The sequence below is a fragment of the Herbidospora sp. RD11066 genome (assembly GCF_054661255.1).
In genome coordinates this window covers 1,005,910-1,030,779 of the sequence record NZ_BAAGDO010000003.1, presented here as the reverse complement: position 1 = coordinate 1,030,779, position 24,870 = coordinate 1,005,910, and the positions used below count along the sequence as shown (strand labels likewise).

The 24,870-nt window shown below is 69.5% G+C and carries 23 protein-coding genes; 11 read left to right on the top strand and 12 right to left on the bottom strand.

Going from position 1 to position 24,870, the window contains the following annotated elements; genetic code table 11:
* Window positions 1–150 precede the first annotated feature (150 nt).
* Together ACYQ78_RS16420 and ACYQ78_RS16415 are read right to left on the bottom strand one after the other, a co-directional pair.
* Entirely contained in the window at window positions 151–981 is an 831-nt protein-coding gene (locus tag ACYQ78_RS16420; RefSeq protein ID WP_459801685.1) for a hypothetical protein, read from the bottom strand.
* Window positions 978–1,538 carry a TetR family transcriptional regulator gene (locus ACYQ78_RS16415; protein ID WP_459801684.1) on the bottom strand — a complete coding sequence of 187 codons (561 nt, stop codon included), beginning with the start codon at window positions 1,536–1,538 and terminating at the stop codon, window positions 978–980. Before ACYQ78_RS16415 ends, ACYQ78_RS16420 begins: the two co-directional genes overlap by 4 nt.
* A 56-nt stretch (window positions 1,539–1,594) precedes the next feature.
* Here ACYQ78_RS16415 and ACYQ78_RS16410 point away from each other — a divergent pair, with 56 nt between their 5' ends.
* Both ACYQ78_RS16410 and ACYQ78_RS16405 read left to right on the top strand, forming a co-directional pair.
* A complete protein-coding gene (locus ACYQ78_RS16410; protein ID WP_459801683.1) occupies window positions 1,595–2,341 on the top strand; it encodes an SDR family NAD(P)-dependent oxidoreductase in 747 nt (248 codons plus the stop codon).
* On the top strand, window positions 2,338–3,936 hold the full coding sequence (locus tag ACYQ78_RS16405; protein ID WP_459801682.1) for an FAD-dependent oxidoreductase: 1,599 nt from the start codon (window positions 2,338–2,340) through the stop codon (window positions 3,934–3,936). The genes ACYQ78_RS16410 and ACYQ78_RS16405 overlap by 4 nt, the downstream gene beginning before the upstream one ends.
* A gap of 53 nt (window positions 3,937–3,989) precedes the next feature.
* Here the strand turns inward: ACYQ78_RS16405 and ACYQ78_RS16400 are convergent, their stop codons facing one another.
* Complete coding sequence (locus tag ACYQ78_RS16400; protein ID WP_459801681.1) at window positions 3,990–5,990, bottom strand: cellulose binding domain-containing protein; 2,001 nt, start codon at window positions 5,988–5,990, stop codon at window positions 3,990–3,992.
* A 178-nt stretch (window positions 5,991–6,168) separates the two neighbouring features.
* Here ACYQ78_RS16400 and ACYQ78_RS16395 point away from each other — a divergent pair, with 178 nt between their 5' ends.
* Complete coding sequence (locus ACYQ78_RS16395) at window positions 6,169–7,146, top strand: polysaccharide deacetylase family protein (RefSeq protein ID WP_459801680.1); 978 nt, start codon at window positions 6,169–6,171, stop codon at window positions 7,144–7,146.
* A gap of 23 nt (window positions 7,147–7,169) precedes the next feature.
* On the opposite strand, the gene ACYQ78_RS16390 is transcribed toward ACYQ78_RS16395, so the two are convergent.
* On the bottom strand, window positions 7,170–8,336 hold the full coding sequence (locus tag ACYQ78_RS16390) for a cytochrome P450 (protein ID WP_459801679.1): 1,167 nt from the start codon (window positions 8,334–8,336) through the stop codon (window positions 7,170–7,172).
* Between the two features lie 64 nt (window positions 8,337–8,400).
* On the opposite strand from ACYQ78_RS16390, the gene ACYQ78_RS16385 reads away from it, so the two are divergent.
* Window positions 8,401–9,120, top strand: a complete 720-nt coding sequence (locus tag ACYQ78_RS16385; protein ID WP_459801678.1) for a GDSL-type esterase/lipase family protein — start codon at window positions 8,401–8,403, stop codon at window positions 9,118–9,120.
* Here the strand turns inward: ACYQ78_RS16385 and ACYQ78_RS16380 are convergent.
* Entirely contained in the window at window positions 9,117–9,545 is a 429-nt protein-coding gene (locus ACYQ78_RS16380; protein WP_459801677.1) for an ester cyclase, read from the bottom strand. The genes ACYQ78_RS16385 and ACYQ78_RS16380 overlap by 4 nt on opposite strands.
* Window positions 9,546–9,618: 73 nt before the next feature.
* Window positions 9,619–10,200, bottom strand: coding sequence for an HNH endonuclease family protein (locus ACYQ78_RS16375; RefSeq protein ID WP_459801676.1), 582 nt, complete (start codon window positions 10,198–10,200; stop codon window positions 9,619–9,621).
* A gap of 97 nt (window positions 10,201–10,297) precedes the next feature.
* On the opposite strand from ACYQ78_RS16375, the gene ACYQ78_RS16370 reads away from it, so the two are divergent.
* From ACYQ78_RS16370 to ACYQ78_RS16350, 5 genes are read left to right on the top strand one after another with little or no spacing between them, the layout of a single operon-like run.
* Window positions 10,298–10,927, top strand: a complete 630-nt coding sequence (locus tag ACYQ78_RS16370) for an HAD family hydrolase (RefSeq protein ID WP_459801675.1) — start codon at window positions 10,298–10,300, stop codon at window positions 10,925–10,927.
* A 36-nt stretch (window positions 10,928–10,963) separates the two neighbouring features.
* The gene (locus ACYQ78_RS16365) at window positions 10,964–11,941 is read left to right on the top strand and encodes an aldo/keto reductase (RefSeq protein ID WP_459801674.1); all 978 of its coding nucleotides are present in this window, start codon (window positions 10,964–10,966) and stop codon (window positions 11,939–11,941) included.
* Window positions 11,942–11,947: 6 nt separating this feature from the next.
* Window positions 11,948–12,262 carry a hypothetical protein gene (locus ACYQ78_RS16360; protein ID WP_459801673.1) on the top strand — a complete coding sequence of 105 codons (315 nt, stop codon included), beginning with the start codon at window positions 11,948–11,950 and terminating at the stop codon, window positions 12,260–12,262.
* A gap of 22 nt (window positions 12,263–12,284) precedes the next feature.
* Window positions 12,285–12,557, top strand: coding sequence for a hypothetical protein (locus tag ACYQ78_RS16355; RefSeq protein WP_459801672.1), 273 nt, complete (start codon window positions 12,285–12,287; stop codon window positions 12,555–12,557).
* A complete protein-coding gene (locus ACYQ78_RS16350; protein WP_459801671.1) occupies window positions 12,554–12,982 on the top strand; it encodes a PIN domain-containing protein in 429 nt (142 codons plus the stop codon). Before ACYQ78_RS16355 ends, ACYQ78_RS16350 begins: the two co-directional genes overlap by 4 nt.
* Here the strand turns inward: ACYQ78_RS16350 and ACYQ78_RS16345 are convergent.
* Together ACYQ78_RS16345 and ACYQ78_RS16340 are read right to left on the bottom strand one after the other, a co-directional pair.
* Window positions 12,979–13,623, bottom strand: a complete 645-nt coding sequence (locus ACYQ78_RS16345) for a response regulator (RefSeq protein WP_459801670.1) — start codon at window positions 13,621–13,623, stop codon at window positions 12,979–12,981. The two genes, ACYQ78_RS16350 and ACYQ78_RS16345, sit on opposite strands and share 4 nt — an antisense overlap.
* On the bottom strand, window positions 13,620–15,632 hold the full coding sequence (locus ACYQ78_RS16340) for a sensor histidine kinase (RefSeq protein WP_459801669.1): 2,013 nt from the start codon (window positions 15,630–15,632) through the stop codon (window positions 13,620–13,622). The genes ACYQ78_RS16345 and ACYQ78_RS16340 overlap by 4 nt, the downstream gene beginning before the upstream one ends.
* 208 nt (window positions 15,633–15,840) lie before the next feature.
* On the opposite strand from ACYQ78_RS16340, the gene ACYQ78_RS16335 reads away from it, so the two are divergent.
* Entirely contained in the window at window positions 15,841–16,446 is a 606-nt protein-coding gene (locus tag ACYQ78_RS16335; RefSeq protein WP_459801668.1) for a hypothetical protein, read from the top strand.
* 222 nt (window positions 16,447–16,668) lie between these two features.
* On the opposite strand, the gene ACYQ78_RS16330 is transcribed toward ACYQ78_RS16335, so the two are convergent.
* On the bottom strand, window positions 16,669–19,806 hold the full coding sequence (locus ACYQ78_RS16330; RefSeq protein ID WP_459801667.1) for a glycosyl hydrolase family 95 catalytic domain-containing protein: 3,138 nt from the start codon (window positions 19,804–19,806) through the stop codon (window positions 16,669–16,671).
* A 213-nt stretch (window positions 19,807–20,019) separates the two neighbouring features.
* Window positions 20,020–21,075 carry an NAD(P)/FAD-dependent oxidoreductase gene (locus ACYQ78_RS16325; protein WP_459801666.1) on the bottom strand — a complete coding sequence of 352 codons (1,056 nt, stop codon included), beginning with the start codon at window positions 21,073–21,075 and terminating at the stop codon, window positions 20,020–20,022.
* 89 nt (window positions 21,076–21,164) lie between these two features.
* On the opposite strand from ACYQ78_RS16325, the gene ACYQ78_RS16320 reads away from it, so the two are divergent.
* On the top strand, window positions 21,165–22,049 hold the full coding sequence (locus ACYQ78_RS16320) for an RNA polymerase sigma-70 factor (RefSeq protein ID WP_459801665.1): 885 nt from the start codon (window positions 21,165–21,167) through the stop codon (window positions 22,047–22,049).
* On the opposite strand, the gene ACYQ78_RS16315 is transcribed toward ACYQ78_RS16320, so the two are convergent.
* Window positions 21,973–23,064: a glycosyltransferase family 4 protein gene (locus ACYQ78_RS16315; RefSeq protein WP_459801664.1), complete on the bottom strand. Its 1,092-nt coding sequence runs from the start codon at window positions 23,062–23,064 to the stop codon at window positions 21,973–21,975. The genes ACYQ78_RS16320 and ACYQ78_RS16315 overlap by 77 nt on opposite strands.
* A 284-nt stretch (window positions 23,065–23,348) precedes the next feature.
* The gene (locus ACYQ78_RS16310; RefSeq protein ID WP_459801663.1) at window positions 23,349–24,638 is read right to left on the bottom strand and encodes an FAD/NAD(P)-binding protein; all 1,290 of its coding nucleotides are present in this window, start codon (window positions 24,636–24,638) and stop codon (window positions 23,349–23,351) included.
* Window positions 24,639–24,870 lie beyond the last annotated feature (232 nt).

The following is a 24,870-nucleotide window of genomic DNA, read 5'->3' as shown; positions in this document are numbered from 1 at the left end:
GCTGCCAGTGCTTCGGAGACGACCGCGTTGATCGACGCGGCGCGTCCGGTTTCGATCATGCGCACGGCGAAGTCGTGAAGGGCGCGATCCACGGTGACGGTGACCCGCTTCAGGTGATCGGTGGTCGCCTACGGTTCGGTGAACACGTGGTCACCAGGCGGCTGTTTCCATGGTGGCCTCGTTCCAGGGCAGGTCGTACCAGTCGCCGCCGGTCAGGGGGCCGGTGACGAGGCGGGTGCCGCCGCCGCTTTCCGGGCCGCCGGCGATGACGACGAGCAGGTGGTCGTCCTTGACGGAGAGCTGGGCGATCTCGCCTGGCGTCCGGATCCGGGCGAGGAGCCTGCCATCGGTCGAATAGTGCTCGATGGTCCCGCCTCGTTTGGGGACGAGGATCCGGTCTCCGGCGATCACGGCGGCGGCCGTGATGGTCCGGAAGGTCTTCACCGGGCGGGCGGCGCCGAGGAAGCCGAGCGTTTCCGGGAAGACGCAGTCGCTCGTGTCGTCGCAGATCGGAGAGGTCGAGCGGAGCAGGCGCCGTCCGTCGGGCGACCAGGTCATCCAGGCGAGGGGGTCGGTCTTCGTGGTCGTCTCGACGCCCGTCGCCAGGTCGCGGACGACGAGGGTGGCGTCTTCAGGGGTGCCGGTAACGTAGGCGGCCCTGGTGTTGTCGCGGGTGATGGCCAGGGCGTGTCCGGCCACGTCGCCGGTGGGTTCGGGGGTGTAGCGGGGTGGGCGTAATCGGTAGTAGGTGTCCCTGCCCCACTCCTGCGCCTCGGTCACCACGTGGAAGCCGTCGTCGGCCGCGAGGACGCGGAGCACCCTGCTGGTTCCCGGCAGCGTGATGTCTCCGGTGACGGGGTCGCCGTCGGTTTCGTACACGCGCACGGTCTGGTCGCGGTTCTTCACCAGGTAGACGGCGTCGGGAACGGCCGCGCACTGGGTGCCCGCCAGCAGCACCGAAAGGGCCAGTAGTCGCCTCATCCGGCGGCGAAGCCGTTGCGCATCAGCTTCCAGGCCTGGGCCGCTGCTCGTACCCGATGTTCTTCGGGGGTGTGCCTCAGCGCGCCTGCCAGCATCTCGATCGCCAGCATCAGATCCCCCGCGCCGATCTCGGCTCTGACCAGGCCCTCGGCCTGGGCTCGGGCCAGCGGAGCTTCCAGGATGTGGGTCACCCGGTCGCGGATGACGACGACGCGTTCGTCGAGGCCCGCGTCGGCGACCATGTCGACGAAGGCCGTCGAGGCGATCGTGTGGTCGGTGAGCATGGCGAGGACCTCGTCGAGGGTCACATCGGGCCGTTCGGCCAGGGCTTCCAGCTCGGTCATGTTGTCGGCGAAGACCGCCAGCGCCAGGGACACCCGGTCGGGGAAGTGGCGGTAGAGGCTGCCCTGCCCCACTCGCGCCGCCTTCGTGATGGACGCCAGCGGCGCCCGGTAACCGTCGGCCGCGAAGACCTCGCGGGCCGCCGCGATCAGGGCCGCCCGGTTCTCGGCGGCCGCTCCGGGGCCTCGGTTCTCCCCTCGACGCGCATGAGCCATGGGAGTACGTTAACAACCGGACAATGTTGTCCGGTTCCCCCTCCGAAAGGCACCACATGTCCTCCTTCACGGACAGAGTCGCTCTGATCACCGGCGCCGGGTCCGGCATCGGGCGGGCGATGGCCCACGCGTTCGCCCAGGCCGGGGCCACGGTCGTGGCCTGTGACGTCAACCGGGACTCCGCAGAGGAGACCGCCAAAGACGTGAACGGGCTCGCCGTCGCCGCCGACATCTCCGACGAGAACTCGGTCGCGCAACTGGTCGAGACCGTCGTCGGGGCGTACGGCAGGATCGACGTGCTCTGCAACAACGCCGGGATCATGGACAACATGGCGCTGCCCGCGGACGTGTCCGTCGCCATGTGGCACCGGGTGATCGGCGTCAACCTGACCGGGGCGTTCCTGGTCACCCACGCCGTGCTCCCCCACATGCTGCGCCAGGGCCGGGGCGCGATCGTGAACACCGCTTCGGAGGCGGGCATCAGGGGCGGGGCGGCGGGAGTGGCGTACACGGCGTCCAAGCACGGAGTCATCGGGATCACGCGCAACGTCGCCTGGGCCTACGCCAAAGAGGGGATCCGCTGCAACGCGATCCTGCCGGGGCCGACCATGACGGGGATCGCCGGTTCCGCCGGTGACTTCGACGCCACCGGCGCCGCCCGGCTCATGCCGGTGATCGCGCTGGGCGAGCTGATGGCGCAGCCCGAGAACATGGCCGACGTGGCCGTCTTCCTGGCCTCCGACGCCGCCTCGTTCGTCAACGGCGCCCTCGTGCCGGTCGACGGAGGGTGGTCGGCGGCGTGACCGAGGTCGATGTGCTCGTCGTCGGGTCGGGGGCGGCGGGGCTGACCGCGGCGATCACCGCCGCCGAGGCCGGGTTGACGGTGCTGGTCGTCGAGAGCACGGCCAAGTGGGGCGGGACCACGTCCATCTCCGGGGGTGGGCTGTGGATGCCGATGAACCCGCTGATGGTGCGCGACGGCGTGCGGGACTCGAAGGAGGAGGCGCTCGAATACCTGGAGGAGGCCATCGGCGACGCCGGGCCCGCCTCCTCGCCCGAACGCCGCCGGGCCTTCCTCGACAGCGGGCCCGACGTGGTCAGGATGCTCGGGCGGCTCGGCGTGCGGTGGCGGCGGTCGCCCGACTACCCCGACTACTATCCCGACCGGCCCGGCGGGAAGACCGGCCGCGCCATCGAGGTCGCCCCGTTCGACACGAAAAGGCTCGGTTCCTGGTACGCCACCTCGCGCGCCCGCGACGGCCTGCCCGCTCCCGTGATGACCAACGACGTCTGGCTGCTGACCCGGGCCTGGTCGACGCCGCGCGGCTTCGTGCGGGGAGCGCGGTTCGTGTTCCGCACGCTCGGCGGGATCGCGAGCGGGAAGCGGCTGGTAGGCATGGGTGGAGCGCTGGCCTGCTCACTCATGCACATCGTGCTCAGGCAGCAGACGCCGGTGTGGCTCTCCTCTCCCGTGGACGATCTTCTGGTCGAAGACGGCCGGGTCGTGGGCGCCCGCGTGGGTGAGAAGGAGATCCGCGCGTCGCGGGGGGTCGTGCTGGCCGCGGGCGGGTTCGCGCACAACACCGAGTGGCGGCAGCGGCACCACGGCATCCCCGGCTACTCGGCCGCTCCCGAGGGCGACCTCGGCCAGGCGATCGACCTCGGCGCCAAGGTGGGCGCCCGTCTCGAGCTGATGGACGACGCCTGGTGGGGCGCCGGGACCGTCAACCCCGGCGGCGGGAACGGGTTCGTGCTGTCGGAGCGGTCTTTTCCGTTCTCGCTGGTCGTGAACGGCGCGGGCGACCGGTTCGTGAACGAGTCGGTGTCGTACATCGACTTCGGGCACGCCATGCTGGCGCACGAGGGCCCGTTCTGGCTGGTCAGCGATGTGCGGCAGGCGCGGCGGTATCTGTCGACGGCGATCCTCGGACGCAAGAAGGCGTTCCAGCAGGCCGGGGAACTCGTCGAGGCCGACACCCTCGACGCGCTGGCCTGGAAGATCGGCGTACCGCCGGAGAGACTGGCCGCGACCGTCGAACGCTTCAACGGGTTCGCCCACGACGGCGTCGACAAGGACTTCGGCCGGGGCCGCACCGTCTACGACAACTACTACGGCGACCCCCGGGTCAAGCCCAACCCGAATCTGGGCCCGGTCGAGAAGGGCCCGTTCCGCGCGCTGCGCCTGGTCCCCGGGGACCTCGGCACCAAGGGCGGCCTCCTCACCGACGCCGACGCCCGAGTCCTCCGCGACGACGGCACGGCCATCGAGGGCCTGTACGCGGCCGGCAACACCACCGCCTCGGTGATGGGCCGAACTTATCCAGGCCCCGGTTCGACCATCGGCCCGGCAGTGGTCTTCGGGTATCGGGCGGTCCGGCACATCACACAGCAAAACTGATCAGACCATGAGCGGCCCGGCACCGCGAGGGAGCGCCGGGCCGCGACGGTGTCCTAGCCGCAGACGCGGCCGTTGAGTTTGAAGCCGGTCGGGTAGATGTTCGGGCCGGCGTAGTTGCCGACGTAGCCGATGTTGATCGTGGAGTCGGTGGCCACCGTCTTGTTGAAGTCGGCGTTGGTGACCGTCACGGTCTGGCCGCTCTCGGTCCAGGTGCCGTTCCAGCCGCTGCCGAGGGTCTGCCAGGTCCGGGGCCACTTGAAGGTCAGGGTCCAGCCGTCGATCGGGTCGCCCAGGTTGGTGATGTCGATCGAGCCGACGTAGCCGTTGCCCCAGTTGGACGCGTCGGTCAGCACCACCTTGCAGCCGCCCGGCGCGGGGTTGCCGGTGGTGAAGGTCAGCGGGACCGACGGGCGGGAGGTGCCGCCCCCGGCGTCGCGGGTGATGACGTTCACGGTGTAGCGGGTGTTCGGGATCAGGTTGTTCAGGTTGAGGCTGGTGCCGGGGGTCTCGCCGAACTGACCGCCGGCCTGGTTGTGGACCTCGTACTTGCTGATCGGACGGCTACCGGCGGTCGCGACCGGCCACGTGATCGTCGCGGTCGTGCCGGTGACGTTCGAGACGGACGGCTGGCCGGCGGCGCCCGGCAGTCCGGCCGGGTTGGACGCGGCCTTGATCACGAGCGTCGTCATGGAGAGCGGCGCGAGAGTGGTCGAAGGGGAGGTCGACAGCGCGGAGGCGCCGTTGGTGTGCAGCCAGCCGGTGGGGGCGGCGGCCGACGGGGTGAAGCCCTGGTAGCCGAGGCCGACCGTGTGGGTGGTGTCGTGGGAGGTGTTCAGCAGCAGGACCGCCAGGTCGCCGTTGGGGCGGCGGGCGGCGTGCGCGACCACGGCCGGGTTGCCCGTGGTGGCCTTGACGAACTGGTCACCGGGTCTCACGAACTTGCTCATCATCTGCAGCGCGTAGTAGGGCGCGAACGGGGTGTTGAACGCCGGTTCGCAGACCGTGCCGTCACTGGTGCACCCGGCGCTCGACAGCAGGCCGAAGTCGCCGTAGTCGGTGTGCCCGGCGACCTGGCTGACCGCGCCGATGCCGTTGTGGACGTTCCACCAGTCGACCGAGAACACCCCGCCCGCGAGCAACTGCGCGTAGGAGTCGGCGGCGGCGACCGCGCCCGGCTGGGTGGTGGCGCCGTTGGCGCTGCTGCCGGTGTTGAACTCGGTCATCGCGATGCCGATGTTCGTACGGCCGGTGTACTTGGCGACCTGGTCCTTGGCGAGCTGGACCATGTCGGCGATCCGGTCGGTGCGGTTGGTCGCGCCCGGATACCAGTGCAGGATCACGAAGTCGATCTTGGCGGCGGCGTTGGTGAGGACGACCTGGTTCCACGGCCCGGCGTCTCCACCGGCGGTGATGGCGTCGGGCCACTCGCCCGGCGTGGTCAGCACGGCGCCGATCTTGATGGTCGGGTCGACGGCCTTCATCGCGTCGGCGTAGGCGACCACCTGGCGGGCGTATTCGGCCGGGCTCTTGTCGGCGCGTTCGTCGGCCTCCCAGGGGGTGCCGTAGCGGCCGTTGCCGTAGTTCTCGTTGCCGATCTCCCAGTATTTGACGCCGTAGCCCTTGGTGACGTTGGCGTACTCGACCCAGCCCGCCGCCTCCTCCGCGGTGCCGGTGCCATAGTTGGCGGTCACGATCGGCTGCGCGCCGGTCCGGCGGGCCCCGGCGATGAACGTGTCGAAGTCGGTGTTGGGCGCGACGTAGCCGCCGGGGGCGGTGTGGGTCTCCCAGTGGTAGATGTCGGAGTAGGAGCCGCCGGGGTAGCGCACCATCTGCACCCCGGCGTCCTTCAGCAGGTCGGCGGTGTCGTTGCGGCCCAGGGTCGTGTCCCAGACGGCGTGGTTGGCACCGATTCCGGTGTCGGGGACGACGGCGAGCCCGGCCCTGACGTTCACGGTGACCGGAACGGGCGCGGGCGGGTCGGCATGGGCGGCGGTCGGAGTGAGGAGCGGCGTCAGCAGTAACAGCGACGCGGCACGCAGGAGGATTTTCGGCATCACAACACCTGGCTCGGGAGCGGTGAACGGAAGCCTCCTCCTGACCAGAAGGCACCATGATCGTGCGTCGTGCCCTACGCCCCCGTCAAGTACCGAAAGTTTCTGTTACTGATTGACAATTTTCGTAACACGTTCCCAGAATGCGTCGGTAGCCGCTCGCCCCTCCGGAGGTTCCCCCATGCGTCTCAGAACGGTCTTACTCACCGCGGCCGTCGCCCTGGCTGGAGCATTCGTCTCCCTGCCCGCGAAGGCCGCCGACTGCAGCGCCGGGTACGTCGGCCTGACCTACGACGACGGCCCAGGCGGCAACACCAACACCCTGCTCAACGCGCTGCGCAACGCCGGCCTGCGGGCCACCATGTTCAACACCGGCCAGAACGCCGCCGCCAACCCCGCGCTGGTCAGAGCCCAGGTCAGCGCCGGTATGTGGGTCGGCAACCACAGCTACACTCATCCGCACCTGACCCAGATGAGCAGCTCGGCGATCCAGTCGGAACTGTCCCGCACCCAGACCGCCATCCAGTCGGCCACCGGCACCGCCCCGCGCCTGTTCCGCCCGCCGTACGGCGAGACCAACTCCACCCTCAGGTCGATCGAACAGCAGCTCGGCCTGACCGAGGTCCTGTGGGACGTCGACTCGCAGGACTGGAACGGCGCCAGCACCTCGGCCATCGTCCAGGCGGCCGGCCGGTTGCAGAACGGCCAGGTCATCCTGATGCACGACCAGTACGCCACCACCGTGAACGCCATCCCGCAGATCGCCCAGAACCTGGCCAGCCGCAACCTGTGCGCCGGCATGATCTCCACCAGCACGGGCCGCGCGGTGGCCCCGACCGGCGGGAACAACCCCCAGCCCACCCCGACCGTCACGCCTCCCCCGGGTGGCGGCGGCTCGTGCACGGCGACCCTGTCGGCGGGCCAGTCGTGGAGTGACCGCTACAACCTGAACGTCTCGGTGAGCGGCTCGAGCAACTGGACGGTCACCATGAACGTCCCGTCGCCCGCGAAGATCAGTTCCACGTGGAACATCTCCGCGTCCTACCCCAACGCCCAGACGCTGACCGCGCGCCCGAACGGCAGCGGCAACAACTGGGGCGTGACGATCATGCGCAACGGCAACAGCACCTGGCCGACCGTTTCCTGCCGGGTGGGCTGAAAGTTTCGGGCTCGCGGCGCTCCCTACCAAGCCACGGGGAGCGTCGTGAGGCCGTACACGAAATGGTGGGAACGGAACCCGGCCGGGCCCGCCTCGCGCAGGCCCGGGAACCGGGCGAACAGGGCGGGGAAGGCGATCTGCAGCTCCAGCCGGGCCAGCGGCGCCCCGAGGCAGTGGTGCGCGCCGTAGCCGAAGGCGACGTGCGCGGGATGGTCGCGGCCGATGTCCAGGCGATCGGGGTCGGCGACGAGCGCGGGGTCGCGGTTGGCCGCCGGGAGCGAGACCATCACGACCTCGCCCGCGGCGATCGGCGTGCCCGACAGCACGACGTCGCGGGTGGCGACCTTCACGACGCCCGAGTGGATGATGCTGAGGTAGCGCAGGAGCTCCTCGACGGCGCCGTCGACGTGGTCGCGCAGGCGGGCGAGCTGGCCGGGGTTGCGCAGCAGCGCGAGGGTGCCCAGGGCCAGCATGTTGGCGGTCGTCTCGTGCCCGGCGATCAGCAGCAGCCCGCCGATCCCGATGAGCTCGTCGACCTCGACGTCGTGTTCCCTGATGAGCATGCCCAGCAGGTCGTCGCCGGGGGTCGCCAGGTGCCGGGCGACCAGGTCGGCCATGTAGGCGCGGGCCTCCTTCTGCGCGACGGTCCGCTCCTCGTGCGTCCGCGACAGGTCCATGAGCGTGGCGGTACGGGCCTGGAACGCCTCCCGGTCGGCATAGGGGACGCCCAGCAGTTCGCAGATGACCAGCGACGGGATCGGCGTGGCGAAATCGGTCACCAGGTCGGCCGGCGGCCCCTTGACCTCCATCGCGTCGAGGTGGTCGTCGACGATCTCGGTGATGCGGGGCTCCAGCCGCCGGATCCGGCGCATCGTGAACTCGGGGGTCAGCATCCGCCTCAGCCGGGTGTGCTCGGGCGGGTCCATCATGAGCATCGCGCCCGAGCGCATCTGGGCGAGCTCCTCCGGGGTGACCTCCGGCAGTTCGGGCAGGCGGATGTGCATGCCCTCGGCGTTGCTGAAGGTCTCGGTGTCGCGCAGCACGTCGCGGACCTCGTCGTAGCGCGTGACCAGCCACGCTTCGGGCCCGCCGTAGGGCAGGGGCACCTTCACGAGCCCCTCCCGCCCGAGCAGCCCGGCCAGGTCGGGGTGCGGGTCGAACTCTTCGCGGCGCATGTGCAGTGGCAGCATCACAACTCCCGAATGACGAATCGTGTTCACACGACTACATTCAGTCATTATGAGTGTTGTCACCATGATGATCGTCGGAGACTCGATCAGCCACGGCAGCAGCGGCGACTGGACCTGGCGCTACCGGCTCTTCAAACACCTCAAGCACCACGACGTCACCCTCGACTTCGTCGGCCCCCGCAACGACCTCGACGCCATCGCCACCCCCGAGGCCGGCGACGGCGACGACACCTACGCCGACCCCGATTTCGACCCCGACCACAACGCCCAGTGGGGCCGCCCCTACTGCCTGGAGATGGCGGAGATCGCCCAGAAGGTGGCGGCGCACCGCCCCCAATACCTGCTGGTCCTGCTGGGGATCAACGACCTGTTCTGGTACGGCCACTCCGCCGACCAGAACGAGGCCAACCTGCGCGCCTTCATCTCCAACGCCAGAACCGGCAACCACGACGTGAAGATCGTCCTCGGGACGGTCCTCGACACCCACAAGGCGTCCGTCGACCCCGAGTTCAACGCCCGCGTGTCGGAGTTCAACCGCCGGTTGATCCTGACGACGGTCGACATGACGACCGAGCGCTCCCCGATCGTCATCGCCGCCACCCACGCCGAGTTCGTCGCCTCGGCCCACACCTGGGACGGCACCCACCCCAACGGCCAGGGCGAACTGCGCATCGCCGCGGCGTTCGCCGACACCCTGGCCGGTCAGTTCGGCGTGGGCGCGCCCTACCCTCGCCCGTTCCCCCTGGTCGTCGAGGCGCGCAAGCCCGCGGTGCCCACCGCCTAGGCGACCGAGACGCCGACGGACAGACCGAGCTGGCTGTAGAGCTCCAGCTGGTCGTAGTAGTCGCGGTCGGTGACGACCTTGCCGTCCTCGATCGTGCAGATCGACGCCCCGCGCAGCGCGATCCGCCGCCCCGTGGCGGGCAGTTCCCCCTCGTTGAGCAGGAACGGCCCGTCATGGGTGCCGGTGATCGTGAACTCGGTGACGGCCGGATCGTCGAGCGTGGGCATGTTCCACGGGGTGACGTGCAGGTCGGAGAAGGCCTCGAACCAGTGCGAGTAGTACCAGCCGATCTGCTCGCGCCCCTCCTGGAGTCCCGTGGGAGTGAGCAACACCCCGTCGGGTGAGTAGCGATGCACGATCTCGTCGACATCGTGCCGGTTGTAGGCCGCGAAACACTCGTTCTTGATGTCCCGGGCGCTGGCCATGACCACCACCTCCTTCTTGCGAAACTAACAACCGTTTCGTGGTGGTTTGAAGCCATTTTTCCGAGTCGTTGCCTCAGCAGGTGAGCAGCATGTCCAGGAGCGCCGCCTTCTCCGCGGGCTGGATCGAGAGCGAGTACGCGTGCTTCACGGCGATCCACGACTTGGCGTACTCACACCAGAACTCCCGCAGCGGCGGCCGCCAGACCGACGGGTCCTTGTCGCCCTTGGCCTGGTTGACGTTGTCGGTCACCGCCCAGAGCTGCGGCCCCGTGAGATCGTTGGCGAACTGCTTGCGGCGTTCGGTCGTCCAGGCCCAGGCGCCCGACCGCCAGGCCTCCTTGAGCGGGACCATGTGGTCGATGTCGACGTCCGACTGAAGCGTCCAGATGCCGCCGTCGTAGGGGCTGTGCCACGAGCCGGAGGTCGCCCGGCACCCCGCGTCGGTGACGACGTTCACGCCGTCGCGCTTGAGCACGGTCTCCCTGGCGTTGCACGTGCCCTCCACCGTCGCCCAATGCGGGAACAGCACCCGGTCATAGGTGGACGCGTTGCGCTCCTCGGCCACCTCCAGCGCGCCGAGCTGATTGGCCGCCTCGGCGAGGGTCGGCATCCCGGGCACGATCATCGGTAGCAAAGCGGCGAGAACCCAGCTCATCGATCATTCCTCACGTCCACGCCGGGCCCCGTGGTCCGGCGAACGTGATCATCTTTGGCCGCGCGCCGTGCCGTGTCGCCTCTATAGAGTCAGCCGCGTGCAACGGCTCGTCCTTTTCGACTTGGACAACACGCTCATCGACCTCGACGGGGCCTTCGGCACCTGGGCCGCCGAGTTCACCGCGACCCACGACCTCGGGGATGAGGGCCTGCGGTGGATCATGGACCTGGACATCCCCCACCGCGACCTGATGTTCCGCTGGATCAAATACCACTTCGACCTCGGCGAATCCTCCGACGACCTGTGGGCCGCCTACCGCGCCCGGATGCCCCACCTGGTCGAGTGCCGCCCCGAGGTGCTCGCCATGCTGGCCCGCCTGAGAGCCCAGGGCTGGAAGGTCGGCATCGTGACCAACGGCACCGCCGACAACCAGCTCGGAAAGCTCAGGGCCACCGGCCTGGCGGAGGCGGTCGACGGATACGCCCTCTCCGGCGTCGAGGGCATCAGGAAACCCGACGCCGCCCTGTTCGAGATCGCCGCCACCCGATGCGGGGCGACACTGGCCGGGGGCGGCTGGATGGTGGGCGACAACCCGGTCGCCGACGTCGACGGAGGCCGCGCCGCCGGGCTCCGCACGATCTGGGTCACCCCGGAACCCCGTGACTCTCCGGCGGATCACGTGGTCAGGGACGTCCTGGAGGCCGAGGCCCTGATCTCGGGTGACTAGTCTCAGTGCTGCAGATTCCGTTATGGAAGGACATCCGTGGAACACCGCACACTGGGCCGCACCGGTCGCGACGTATCGGTCGTCGGCCTCGGCACCTGGCAGCTCGGCGCCGACTGGGGCGACGTCAGCGAGGAGACCGCTTTCGCCGTCCTGGAGGCCGCCGTCGAGACCGGCGTCGACTTCTTCGACACGGCCGACGTCTACGGCGACGGCCGCAGCGAGCAGATCATCGGCCGCTTCATCAAGGACCACCCCGGCATCCTGGTCGCCACCAAGATGGGCCGCCGGGTCGAGCAGCTCCCCGAGCACTACAACATCGACAACTTCCGCGCCTGGAACGACCGTTCGCGCCAGAACCTGGGCGTCGACACCCTCGACCTGGTCCAGCTCCACTGCCCGCCCACGCCGGTCTACTCGACCGACGAGGTCTTCGACGCCCTCGACACCCTGGTCGCCGAGGGCCGCATGAAGAACTACGCGGTCAGCGTCGAGACCCGCGAAGAGGCGCTGGCCGCGATCGCGCGTCCGGGGGTGGCCAGCGTCCAGATCATCCTGAACATGCTCCGCCTCGGCCCGCTCGCCGAAGTGCTCCCCGCCGCCCAGAAGGCCGGCGTCGGCATCATCGCCCGGGTCCCGCTCGCCAGCGGTCTTCTTTCCGGCCGGTACGACTCGGGCACCACCTTCCCGGAGAACGACCACCGCAACTACAACCGCCACGGCGCCGCCTTCGACGTCGGCGAGACCTTCTCGGGCGTCGACTACGAGACGGGCCTGGAGGCCGTCCGCCGCCTGAACCCGCTCATCCCCGACGGCGCCACGATGGCCCAGTTCGCGCTGCGCTGGATCATCGACCAGCCGGGTGTGAGCGCTATCATTCCGGGCGCCAGCAACCCGGGCCAGGCCCGTTCGAACTCCGCCGCCGCGGATCTCGCGCCCCTGAGAAGCGAGACCCTGGCCGCGATCAACGAGATCTACGACGAACTGATCGCCCCCCAGGTCGCCAACCGCTGGTGAAACCGGGTGGGATACGGAGTGCTCCGGCCCTACGTCGTCCCCGCGACGCTGGAGGAGCTCGACGGACCGCCGACCGGCACCATCGAGCTCCCCCGGCACCTCGACTGGGGCCCGGAGCGCCTCTACCACCTCGACCAGATCTCCGATGTACGACTGCTGTACACACGGGTGATCCGAGAGAGCGCCACCCCCGACGACCTTCGGCGGCACCTGAACGCCACGATCCTGCGCGAGGTCTGGCCCGACCTGGTCCTGCCACCGAGGGTCCGAACCCTGTGGCTCGAACGGTTCCCCGAGCTCCGCGTCGGCCCTGCCACGTAAACTTCAGGAGGAAGGAGGGACCATGACCGCAAAGGAGATGTTCCCATTTCCGGCTCGTCCAGATGACACGCATCCCCTGCGGACCATCCGGGAGATCCGCGCCGCCTTGCCCGACGACCAGCTTGCCCACTTCGACACCGAGCTGGCCGAAACCGACATTTCCGAACTGGAATCGATGCTCACGCGTTGGGCTGCGCTCGCCAACGACGGCTTCGAGGAGTTCCTCCTCTCGACTCCGTTCGAGGACCTGGACTTCGGGGGTCGCTCCTACGACGAGCGGCCGGAGGCCGAGTGATCTACCTCCTCGACACCAATGTGGTGGCCGAGCTCACGACGAGACCGAAGCCTGACCCGAACGTCGTCGCCTGGTTCCGGGCGATCCCCCGGCCGAATCTCTACCTGAGCGTCCTCACCATCGCCGAAATCGAAGCGGGTGTCGCCGCCGTCACCGATCCCCTGCGGGCGGCCCGGTACGGCCAGGCATTGGCCCAGATCCGGGTCGACTACCAGGACCGGATCGCCTCGATCGGCGAACGGGAGGCAGCGGCATATCTGACCGTCCACAAGACGCTCAAGAGCGCCGGTACGAGCATCGACCCGCCCGACGCCCTGATCGGTGCGACCGCGCTGGCCAACGACTGGACGCTCGCCACCCGGAACATCCGGCATCTGGCCCGAACGGGTGCCCGCGTGGAGAACCCGTGGGAGGAGCGGGACTAACGGCCGAGGCCGGCGTCCCTTGCTCGGATGATGGCCTCGGCTCGGTCGGCCGCCTGGAGTTTGGTCATGACGGCGTACACGTGGTTTCTGACCGTCTTCTGCGACAGGAAGAGGCGGGTGGCGATCTGGGTGTTCGACAGGCCGCCTGCGACCAGGTCCAGGACCTCGCGTTCTCTGGCCGTCAGGGTCGGGAAGGTCTCGCCGGACGTCTCCACGGGGCGGGGGCCGAGGAAGTCGGCGATGCGGGTGGCCAACACCGCGCCGAAGACCACTCCGCCTCCGGCCACGGTGGTGATGGCGCGGACGACCTCGTCGGGTTCGGCGCCCTTCAGCAGGTAGCCGCGTGCGCCCGCTCTGAGGGCGTCGAAGATGGTGCCGTCCTCCTCCGACATGGTCAGGACGACCACGCCGGTCTCGGGGCGTTCGGCCAGGACGCGGCGGGTGGCCTCGATGCCGTCCATTTCTGGCATCGAGACGTCCATGACGACGACGTCGGGGCGGAGGTCGAGGACCTTCGCCACGGCTTCGACGCCGTTGGAGGCAGTGCCGGTGACGTCGATGTCGTCGATGCTGCCGAGCAGGGCGGCGAAGCCCTCGCGGAAGACCGGGTGGTCGTCCACGACCAGGACTTTGATGGTCATACGGTCACCTCGTCTCGGGCGGGCAGGCGGGTCAGGACCCGGGTGCCACTCGGTTCGGCGGGGGCGATCACGCAGGTGCCGCCCAGTTCGGCGGCGCGTTCGCGCATGGAGACCAGGCCCACGCCGGTCGCCGCGCCGGGGGTGAGGCCCACGCCGTCGTCGGTGATCTCGACGTCCAGGACGCCGTTCGCGCGGGTCAGGGTGACCACGCAGGTGGTGGCCTGGGCGTGGCGGCGGACGTTGGTGATCGCCTCGGCGGCGATCCGGTAGGCGGCCACCTCGACCGCTGCGGGGAGCCCGGTCAGGTCGCCGTGTTCCTCCACCCGCATGGTCAGGCCGGGGCCGAGCTGGCGGATGGCGCCTACCAGGCCGACGTCGTCGAGGGCGGGTGGGCGCAGGCCGTGGACCAGGCGTCTGACCTCGGCGAGCAGGCCGGTGAGCTCCTGTCTGGCCTGGCCGAGGATCTGGTCGGCGTCGTCGCCGGAGCGGCGGGCGGTGATCCTGGCCATGTCGATGCGGGCGGCCACCGCGGCCAGGGTCGGCCCGAGGCCGTCGTGGAGTTCGCGGCGCAGGCGGCGCCGTTCGTCCTCGACGGCCGAGACGATTCTCTCCCGGCCGCGTTGCAGTTCCTCGGCCAGGTGGACGGCCCTCGCCGCCGCCGCGGCCTGCCGGATCACGTCGGCCAGCAGGCGTTCGTCGCCGGAGGTCGGGCGGGTGACCCTCGCGGGCAGCACCAGCCGGCCGATGCGTTCGCCCCGGTAGGCGATGGGGAGCGCCCGGGTCTCGGCGGGGCGTTCGCCGTCTTCGACGAGCAGCGCGTCGGTGATCTCGACGCCGACGTACGAGGACCGGAACGCCTTCCTGACCGTACGGGCCAGCGTGAGGAGCTGCGCCTCGGTGTCGTCGGTCGCTTCGAGCCGTTCGGCCAGGCCGGAGACCACGTGATAAGGGTCGTCGCGGTCGCCCATCACCCAGCGGCGGACCAGCCGCCACAACCTGCCGCGGAGTTGCGCGTAGGCGATCGCGACCGCGAACACCGCGATGACCAGGCGTTCTCCGTCGTTCAGGCGCGAGCCGAGATACTGCCCGACGCTCCCCAGCACGACCAGGTCGAGCACGAACGTCACCGCGAGCAGCAGGGCGTACACGACGGTCCCGCCGAGCAGCCGGTCGACGTCGACCAGGTCGGGCCGGACGATGCCGATCGCCACAGCGGCGGCCGTGAGGACCACCCCGACGGTCAGGCCCAGGGCCGTCCACGAGTGCGGGAGCAGCCGGAACGTCAGCACGCTCATGAGGTCGACCACGCCCGCCCACACCAGCCAGCGCAGCCGCATCCGGTCGATCCCGGCCGACCCGCGATAGCGCCGGACGACCACCACGAACGGCGCGACCAGGCTGAGCGGCACGCCGAACTGGGCCACCCGCAGCACGACGGTCCAGACCTCGTCGGGGAACGGGAGGTAGAGCAGGTCGAGGTTGAGACCCCGCAACGGCGCCGGGATGGGGCCCGGCTCCGAGGTGGCCTGGGCGATCTGCGACGGTGCGGAGACCAGGGCCAGCGGCAGCAGCGCGGTCAGGGCCAGGCTGGCGAGCGAGACCACCCGCCACCGGCCCGACGGCAGCCTGCCGTCGGGGAACAGCAGCAGGAGCAGCGGCAACATGAGCAGCAGGCCCGCGCCGAACCGCTGGTAGACCAAGAAGGCGGCCGAACCGCCGGGCAGCCCTTCGAGCGTCGAGTACGCCAGCCACGACGACGCCAGCCCGTCGATCGACCACCAGGCGCCGAAGAACGACAGCAGCAGCCCGAGGGCGTGCCGCGGGAACCGGGACAGCACGATCATCCCGGCCGCCGCGAGCGCGATCCCGGCCAGCGAGTCGAAGGCGCCCGGCTGGAGGAGCAGCACGGCGCGGTGGTCCGCGGGCACCCGCATGTCGATGAGGGCCGCGGGAGGCAGCGCCGTCACCGCGACCGCCAGAAGCACCGGCCCCGGTGTCGGCTTACGCACCTGCAAAGTCTGCCGCAGCAGGTCAGAGAAGTCCCTAGGACTCGTGTCCTGTTTGTACCCGGCCCCGCCTGGGCCCCCGAAACGGGACACCACGCCCTGACGGCCCAGGCCGTTCGGTCCGCAGGATTCTCATCGTTCCCCCGGAGCGCTGAAGGCCCGCTGTGGCCCGCGAAGTGGATCCGCCCCCCAAGACCCGAAGGACCTGACGATGACCCTCACCGCCACCCCCGCTCCCACCACCATGTCCGACACCACGATCCGCCGGCTCGCCCTGGGCATGTCGTCCGGTGCGCTGATCTGGTCGGCGTTCAGCTTCGTCTACGGCTTCCAGCCGACCACCGACCTCGCGTGGATGCTCACCGACCTGAGCTCCCTGATCTTCCAGGCCGGGCTGCTGTGCCTGCTGGCGATCATGATCCGCACCCAGGCGACCGGCACCTCCCGGACCGCCCGGATCATGCTTCAGGTCGAGCGGGTGCTGCTGGTCCCGGCCATGACGTGGAGCCTGCTGCACGCCGTCCTGCCCGACCAGCGGGACGCCGCCTGGCTGGCGATCCTCGACGTCTTCTGGCCGCTGTCGATGCTCGGCATGTTCGTGATCGGCGTCAAGGTCGCCTTCGCCGGTCGCTGGCGCGGCCTGGCCCGCTTCTGGCCCATGGTCGCCGAGAGCTGGGCCGTCGTCTCGATCCCCAGCATGGGCATCCTCGGCCCGGAGGTCGGCAACCTCGTCGCCGCGAGCCACCTGCTCATCGGCTACACGACGCTCGGCCTGATCATCGCCTTCAAGCCCGAGCTGGTCCGTACCGAAAGCTGATTTCAAAGGAAAGGGCGTCCTTCCCACGGGGAAGGACGCCCTTTCACGTTATGCACCGCTCACCTGCGCCGATCACGCCGGGGAAGCCACTCGCCGCCCCGGCGCCGGATCAGCCACACACGCTTTTCAGGAGCGCCGGGCCGACGCGGTGAACGAATACGCATCTCCTTCGAGCGCGCTGAGTCGACACCGCGGAACGAGTCCGCGTCCCCTTCGAGCGCTTTATGCCGACACGGTGAACGAGTCGACATCAAAGAGTGAGCCACTACCCCCGGTGAACACTAGGAAGAGCGGGCCGGAGGCCGAACCCGTCAACGTCGTGGAGACCGTCACGTGGGTGTCCCAGCCTCCCGTCGGGGCGACCGCGACCGAGCCCAGCAGCGTCCCCGTCTGGGATCCCGACCGCACCTGGATGGTGCCGCCTGCTCCGGCCGAACTCACGCGGGCGCTGAAGGTGCGCAGGCCCGAGGTGTTGACGCCCGAGTAGGCCGTCCAGTCGCCGTTGTCGATGTAGCCGACCGAGAAGCCGCCCTGGGCGCTCGGGTGGTCGGCCTGCTGCACGCCGCTCATCGAGGTCCAGGCCTCACCCTGCACGGTCTGCGGTTGCGGGCCGGTGCCGCCGGTGGTGCCGACGGTGATGGTGTCGACGTCGAGCAGGCTGCCCGAGCCGCCGCTGAAGACCAGATACAAAGGCCCGGAACCGGTTCCGGTCAGGGTCGTGGACACCGTGGTGAAGGTGTCCCAGCTTCCGGTGGGCGCGACCGCCACCGTGCCGAGCACGGTTCCGGTCTGGGAACCCGCCCTGATGGTGATCGTCCCACCGGGGCCGCCCGAGGAGACGCGGGCGCTGAAGGTGCGCAGGCCCGCCGAGCTGATCTGCGAGTAGGCCGCCCAGTCGCCGTTGTCGATGTAGCCGACGGTCTGGCCGCCGCTGGCGGTGGTGTGACCGGCGGGCTGGACACCCGACTGCGAGGTGAACGCCTCACCCTCGACGGTCTGCGTGGTGCCGCCGCCGGTGGTGGTGAAACTGATCGTGTACGTCTTGCCTGCGGTCGCCGACCAGGCCAGCGTGTCGCCGGTCCGGGTGGCGGTGACGGTCGCGCCGGTCTCGTCCTTGACCGAGTAGGTGCCCGTGGCGGCCGCGGTGCGGACCTTGATCGGGGCGGTCCGCGCGGTCTTCAGCACGATCGTCTCGGCCGCGCCCGACTTCCAGGTCGTGTCGACGGTGATGTCGCCACGCGCCTTCAGGCCCGTGACCGAGCCGTTGGCCCAGGTGGAGGGCAGGGCGGGCAGCACGTGCACGGTGTCGTGCTGGCTCTGCACGAGCATCTCGGCGACACCGGAGGTCGCGCCGAAGTTGCCGTCGATCTGGAACGGCGGGTGGGTGTCCCACAGGTTGTCGAGCGTGGACGTCTTCAGCTGCTCCGACAGCAGCTTGTGCGCCCGGTTGCCGTCGAGGAGACGTGCCCAGAAGTTGATCTTCCACGCCTTCGACCAGCCGGTGCCGCCGTCGCCGCGCGCGTTCAGCGAGACGCGGGCCGCATTGGCCTCGGCCGTACCCGGGAGGATCTGGTTGCTCGGGTGCAGGGCGAACAGGTGGGAGACGTGGCGGTGGGTGTCGGTCTGGGAGTCCCAGTCGGTCTTCCACTCCTGGAGCTGGCCCCAGCGGCCGATGCGCAGGCCCGGGTCGAGGCGGGACAGCGCGGTGGTGAGCTCGGCCTGGAGCGAGGTGTCGACGTTCAGCGCGCGGGCCGAGGCCAGGGCGTTGGTGAAGACCTCACGCACGATCTGCTGCGACATCGACGCACCGGCCGAGAAGTCGCCGTTCTCCGGGGAGTACGACGGGGAGACCACGAGGCGGTTGTCGCGCGGGTCGGTGTGCAGGAAGTCGAGCCAGAACTCGGCCGCGCCCTTGATCGCCGGGTAGGCGGTGTTGCGCAGGTAGTTGATGTCGCCGTTGAAGCGGTAGCTGTCGTAGAGGTGCTGGGTCGTCCAGGCGGCGGCCTCGGGGAACCAGAACGACTGCGGGTAGTTGTGCACGCCGGTGAAGCCGTAGGGGTTGGTCTCGTTGTTGACGACCCAGCCCCGGGCGCCGTACATGTTCGTGGCGGTGACCCGGCCCGGCGCGACCATCGAGTTCACATAGCGGTCGTAGGGTCTCGTCGTCTCGCGGAGGTTGGTCTGCTCGGCGGGCCAGTAGTTCATCTGCAGGTTGATGTTGACGTGGTAGTCGGCGTCCCAGGGTGGGTTCACCACGTTGTTCCACACGCCCTGCAGGTTGGCCGGGAGGATGTCGTTCTCCCGCGAGGAGGAGATCAGCAGGTAGCGGCCGTAGGCGAAGAACATCGCCTCCAGCGCCCGGTCGGCCGTCGACGAGCCGCCCGTGTAGTTGGACCGCAGCGTGTTGGTCGGCACGGTCGGGTTGGTCTGGCCGATGTTCAGCTTCACCCGGTCGAACAGGTTCTTGTAGTCGGCCAGGTGGGCGGCCTTCAGCGCGTCGTAGGTCTGGGCCGCGGCGGCGGTGACCCGCGAGGTGACGCCCGCCGCCGGGTCGGCGCCCCGGTAGGTCGGGTAGACGTCGGAGTAGTTCGTCCCGGCCGACAGCACGAGCATCACGCTGTTGGCGCCGGTGACGGTGATCCGGTCGCCCGAGTCGGTGCGGGTGCCGCCCTGGTTGACGACCTGGACCTGCGCCTCGAACTTCAGGCCGTTGTTGGCCAGCGCGCCCTTGATGGTCAACCGGCCGTTCGAGGCGGTGATCGTCTTGTCGCTGCGCGGCGAGGTGTGCCGCAGCGTGAAGGAGACGCGGCCGGTCTGGTTGGCCGCGATGCGGGCGACGATGACGTTGCCGGGGTTGCTGGCGAAGTACTCACGGGTGTACTCGACGCCGCCGGCCGTGTAGCCGACCCGGGCGACCGCCTCGCGCAGGCTGAGCTCGCGGCGATACTCCGAGGTGCTCGTCGGGGCGCCCGCGAAGTCGAGGAACAGGTCGCCGAAGGTCTGGTAGGAGCCGAAGTTGGTCTTGCCCTGGCCGAGGGCGTTCGCGATGGTCTGCGGCGCGATCCGCTGGCTCTGGTCGATCTGGGCCTGGATGTTGTCGATGGCCCCCGGCCGGGGGGAGGTCCAGTTGCCGTGGTTGTAGCCGCCGGAGGCGCCGGGCCCGCCGGTCCACAGGGTCTTCTCGTTGAACTGGATCTGCTCGGAGGCCACGCCGCCGAACAGTTTGGCGCCCAGCGGGCCGTTGCCGATCGGCAGCGCCTGGGTCTCCCAGTTCGTCGCCGGCGAGTTGTACCACAACGTCAGGTCGTCGGTCGGGGGGAGCGCCAGCGCTGCCGCCTGGGTCGGGATGATCGCGGTCATGCCCGTGAGCATGACCAATGCGGTCAATCCGGCAATGCCTAATCTTCGGCGCACGGGATCCTCCGGTCAGGTGAGGGGTCAGTCAAGGAAATAGCATCGAAACACCCCGGAAACAAGGCTTGGCATCCGATGTTTCCTCGACTCAATGTGGATTTCTGACCGGTTGATCCCGAAGACTGCGCCTACAGGTCGGATGTATTCGAGTAGTCGGAATCAGAGCGTGACGCCCACCCGCGCCGCCCATTTGACGCCTCGCGAGATGCCCTCCTTGAGCACGGCCCCCGGCCGCCCGGCCAGGTAGGCCCGGCGCGGGGAGTCGTCGGGGTGGGTGAACTGCGCCACCGCGTCGGCCCGGCCGAGGCTCATGCAGACCGCGACGAACCGCACGACGTGGGGCTCCAGCGGACGGCCCTCGATGGCGCGCACCACGTTGGCGGCGGCCGTGGCGGCCTGAGGCTGCGAGGCCTGGCACGACAACCGCGCCCCCGGGACGGCCGCGCAGTCACCGGCCGCGAAGATCCGGGGGTCGTCGACGCTGCGGAGGAACTCGTCGACCACGACGCGCCCTTCTTCGTTGACGGTGAAGCCGCTGTTCGCGGCGAGGGCGGGGGCACCGGCCACGATCGCCCAGAGGGTGAGGTCGGTGGCGAGTGACGTACCGTCACCGAAGTGCAGTTCTCCGCCGGTCACGGCGGTGACGGACCTCTCCACCACCTCGACCTTCAGCCGGTCGAGCCCCGCGCGCACCCGGCGGCGGGCGCCGTCGCCGAGGGTGGCGCCGAGGCGCGCCCCCAGGAGACGCACCCGCAGGTCGGGCCGGGCGGCGGCCACCTCGGCCGCGGTCTCGATGCCGGTCGGGCCGCCGCCGATGACGGTGACGACGGCCTGCGGCGGCAGGTCGGCGAGGGCGGTGCGGGCCTGTTCCGCGCCCTCCCAGGTCCCGATCGAGAGGGTGCCCGGCATCGGCTCGGCGGCGCTGCCGACGGCGAGCACGACGTGGTCGAAGTCGAGCGAGGTGCCGTCGTCGAGGGTGACGGTCCCGTCGCCGATCTTCTCGACGCTGCCGATCCTGGTCGTGATCCCCTCGCGCAGCATCGACGTGAGCGGGGCCCGCGCCGAGGAGGTGCCCGACACCCGCTGGTGCAGCCGGATCCGCTCGACGAAGTCGCCGCGCGGGTTGACCACCGTGATCTCGGCCTGAGTCTTCTTGGAGAGCAGGTTCGCCGCGTTCGTGCCCGCGTAACCGGCCCCCACCACCACGATCTTCATGGCCATCTCCTTCCGTTTTGAACAGGAGATGTTTCTGACCGGCGTTCTGTGACATGTCACGAATGAGCGGTTTCCGGCGTCTGATGGACATGACCGATCCCGCTACGGAGACCTTCCTCGCGCACCGCACCCTGCTCTTCACCGTCGCCTACGAGCTGCTCGGCTCGGCCGCCGACGCCGAGGACGTCGTGCAGGAGACCTGGCTGAAGTGGACCGGCGTGGACCTCTCGGAGGTCCGCGACCAGCGCGCCTACCTGGTCACGATCGCCACCCGCCAGGCCCTCGGGAGGCTCCGCGTCGTCGGCCGCCGCAAGGAGACCTATGTCGGCCCCTGGCTGCCGGAACCCCTGCTGACCTCCCCCGACATCGCGGAGGACGTCGAGCTGGCCGACAGCGTGTCGACCGCGATGCTGCTGGTGCTGGAGACCCTCACCCCCACGGAACGGGCCGTGTTCGTGCTCCGCGAGGTCTTCGCGTTCGACTACGCCGAGGTCGCCGAGGCCGTCGGCAAGACCCCGGCGGCCGTCCGGCAGATCGCCCACCGCGCCCGCGAGCACGTCGCCGCCCGCCGCCCCCGGGGAGCGCCCACCCGGGAGCAGACGAAGGGCGCGATGGCGGCCTTCCAGCGCGCGATCGACGAGGGCGACGTCCAGGGCCTGCTCGACGTGCTGGCCCCCGACGTGGTCCTGCTGGCCGACGGCGGCGGCGTCATCCAGGCCATGCCCCGGCCCCTGGTGGGAGCCGGGAAGCTGGTCCGCTTCTACGGTGCGGTCCTGCGCGCCTTCGGCCCGATCATGACGGTGGAGGTGATCGAGGCCAACGGCGCCCCGGCCTTCCGCTGCTTCCTGGACGGCGAACTCGACGGCATCCTGTCGATGCGCGCCGAGAACGGCCTGATCACGGAGATGTACTACGTTCGGAACCCGGAGAAGCTGTCCCGCCTGACCGAGGAGACCCCGCTGCGCACGCGGTGAGCAGGTCGTCCCACTGGGGCCCGACGGCGCTCATGTCGTATTCCTTGACCGTGACCAGCCCGTTCTCGGCGAGTCGGGTGCGCAGGCCGGGGTCGGCGATGAGGCGGCCGATGGCGTCGGCCATGGCGTGGATCTTGCCCGCCGGGACGAGCAGCCCGTTGTGACCGTCGGTGATGATCTCGGCCGGCCCGGTCGGGCAGTCGTAGGCGACCACCGGGACGCCCACGCTCATGGCCTCCAGGATGGTCATCGGCATGCCCTCGCGGCGGCTGCTCAGCACGTTGATCGAGGCCTCCGCGAGCACCGCGCCGACGTCGGTGGCCGGTCCCATGAGCTTCACGCAGCCGGTCAGCTCGCGCTTCTCGATCGACTCGACGAGTTTGTCGTGCCGGGCGCCGTTGCCGTAGATGCGCAGCTCCCACTCGGGGTAGATCTTGTGCACGTGGGCCCAGGCGCGGATCAGCAGGTCATAGCCCTTGACGTGGGCGAGCCGCCCGATCGCCACGGCGACCGGCGCGGTGCGCGGCGCGGGCGGGGCGTTCAGCTCCGGAACGGCGTTGGGGATGCGCACCAGGTGCACCGGCGGCTTCTTCTTCAGGGCCTTCCGGTACGACCGCAGATCGGTTTCGGTCAACGTGGCCACGGCGGTGAGACGGCCGTAGCGGCGGGCGATCTGCTTACTCGTCTCCTCGCCGTGGGACGGGAGGTTGGCGTGCTCCTGCCCGATGGTGATCACCTCGGGCCCGGCGAATCGGGCGATCAGGAGGTTCAGGGCGGGCCGGGTGCCGATGAGGACGCCCCCGCGACGACCTCGGATGTAACGCGCGAGCGCGATGTCGGTTTTCAGGGTGAACCAGTGGGCGGCGGCCTCGTCGGGTGGCGTCAGGCGGCTGCGGAATCTGTTGAGCAGTCCTTTTCTTCCGTCGACGCGGTCGTCCAGAAAACGAATCCTTACTCCTGGTGGCGGTTCGAAGAAGAGCTCGGGAAGTTCCCGTACGACACTGACGATCTCCACGTCATGGTTTTTGGCCAGGTGACTTGCCAGGTTGAAGACGGTCCGAATAGTGCCGCCCATGCCGTAGGCGTGCAACAGGAGAATGCGGATCTCCCGGGTGTCCGCCGGTGGGGCTTTTCTTGCGCGCCGCCGATCACGTCTTTCGAGTAATCGGACGGCCCCTCGTCGCAAAGCTCCCGAAATGGGCAACTGTTTCCCCTTTGGAATTGTGTGATTTCCCCAGTATTAAGACGCTGTGAACCTCCAATAAGCTGGTGTGATCTGCGTCACATTACGGATGCCGCTCACCGCACCAGGCGGCCGCAGACCTCGTCGATGACGTGGGGAGCGAGGATCGCGGCTTGGCCTCGGATCTCGGGGATGGCCGTGGTCTCGTACCGGCTGCCTCTGAGCACCGGCCCGAGGGTGACGATCCGGTCGTCGGCCTGCCCGGTGACGTCGATGACGCACCCGCGCGCGTCGGCGTCGAGCCCGAGCCCGAGCCGGTCGGCCCGCACCAGCCCGTCCCCCATGAGCCGCGTCAGCAGCGGATCACGGGCGCAGACCGAAGCGGGGCCGGTCGCGTTGATCACCCAGGAGACGGGCAGATCGCGGTCTTTGAGGTGGACCATCACACCTTCGGGCCCTGGGGTGACTGCGTCGACACACCCGTTCAGCACCTTCAGCCGCCCGTCGGCCTTCAGCTTCTCGATCTTCGCGGCGGTGGTGGGCGGGATCCGGTGCCGGTGGATCTCCCAATAGCGCGCCGCCAGGAGGAGGAACCGCCGCTGCTCCCGGAGCGGCAACCGCGCCCACAACTCCGGCACCCTCGGCCGCAGCCCGTCGACCACCCCGCGCCAGTCCCCGCGCGCGGCCTCCTCGTGCACGGCCCGGAAGAGTGTCCGCAGGGTCAGCGGCCCTTCGGGAAGCGTGACCTGCCGGGGAGTGACAGGGTTCTCCGCGTGTACGCGAGGCAGCAGCCCATGCCGCGACACCGCGTAGACCGTGCGACCCGGCGTCCGGCTGAGCGTGACCGCCATGTCGACCATGGTCAGCCCGGTCCCGACGACGAGCACGTCGCCTTTGTCGACCTCGTTGAGCGCACCCACCGCCCACGGGTCGTTGGTACATCGCTTCTCCGGCAGCTTCAGGCCGGGTGCCGCGTTTCCCGTGGCGAGGACGATGGCGTCGGCGTCGTAGGTGCGCCCGTCGGACAGTCGCACCCGTCGCCGCGACACGTCCACGACGTTGCCGGTGACCTTGAGGAGCGTTCGTTCGTCGTCCTGGGCGCGCTCCAGGACATCCCGCAGATAGTGGCCGTAGGTCCTTCTGGGCAGGAACTCGCAGCCCGTGACCCTGGCCCACCTGACGAAGTCGGCCGGATCGTGATTGAGGGCGCTCATCTTCGCCGCGGGGGCGTTGAGGAGGTGCTCGGGATCGGTGGTGGAGTAGGCCTGACCGAGGCCGTGACGGGCGTAACGGTCGATCAGCACGACGTGCAGGGGGAGGTTGCGGGTTCGTGCGGTGTGCAGAAGGTGGACGGCGGCCAGGGTCCCACTGGCACCGCCGCCGACGACCACGATGACGGGAGTCATGGCTCCAGAATAAAGAACTTTACCTACAAGTTTTATAGGTAACTCCTAGGAGTTCAGCAGATCATCCACGGCCTGTCAGACGGGTCGGGCCCCCTGGATGATCGCCTGGGCGCGCACATCCACGCCGAATCTGGGGCAAGGTACCCGGGCCGCATCGCAGTTGGCGCAAGCCCCGGGCCAGTAGCGTCGGTCGGATGCTCGGGAGGCGCCAGCGAAGATCGCCGAGAACTTC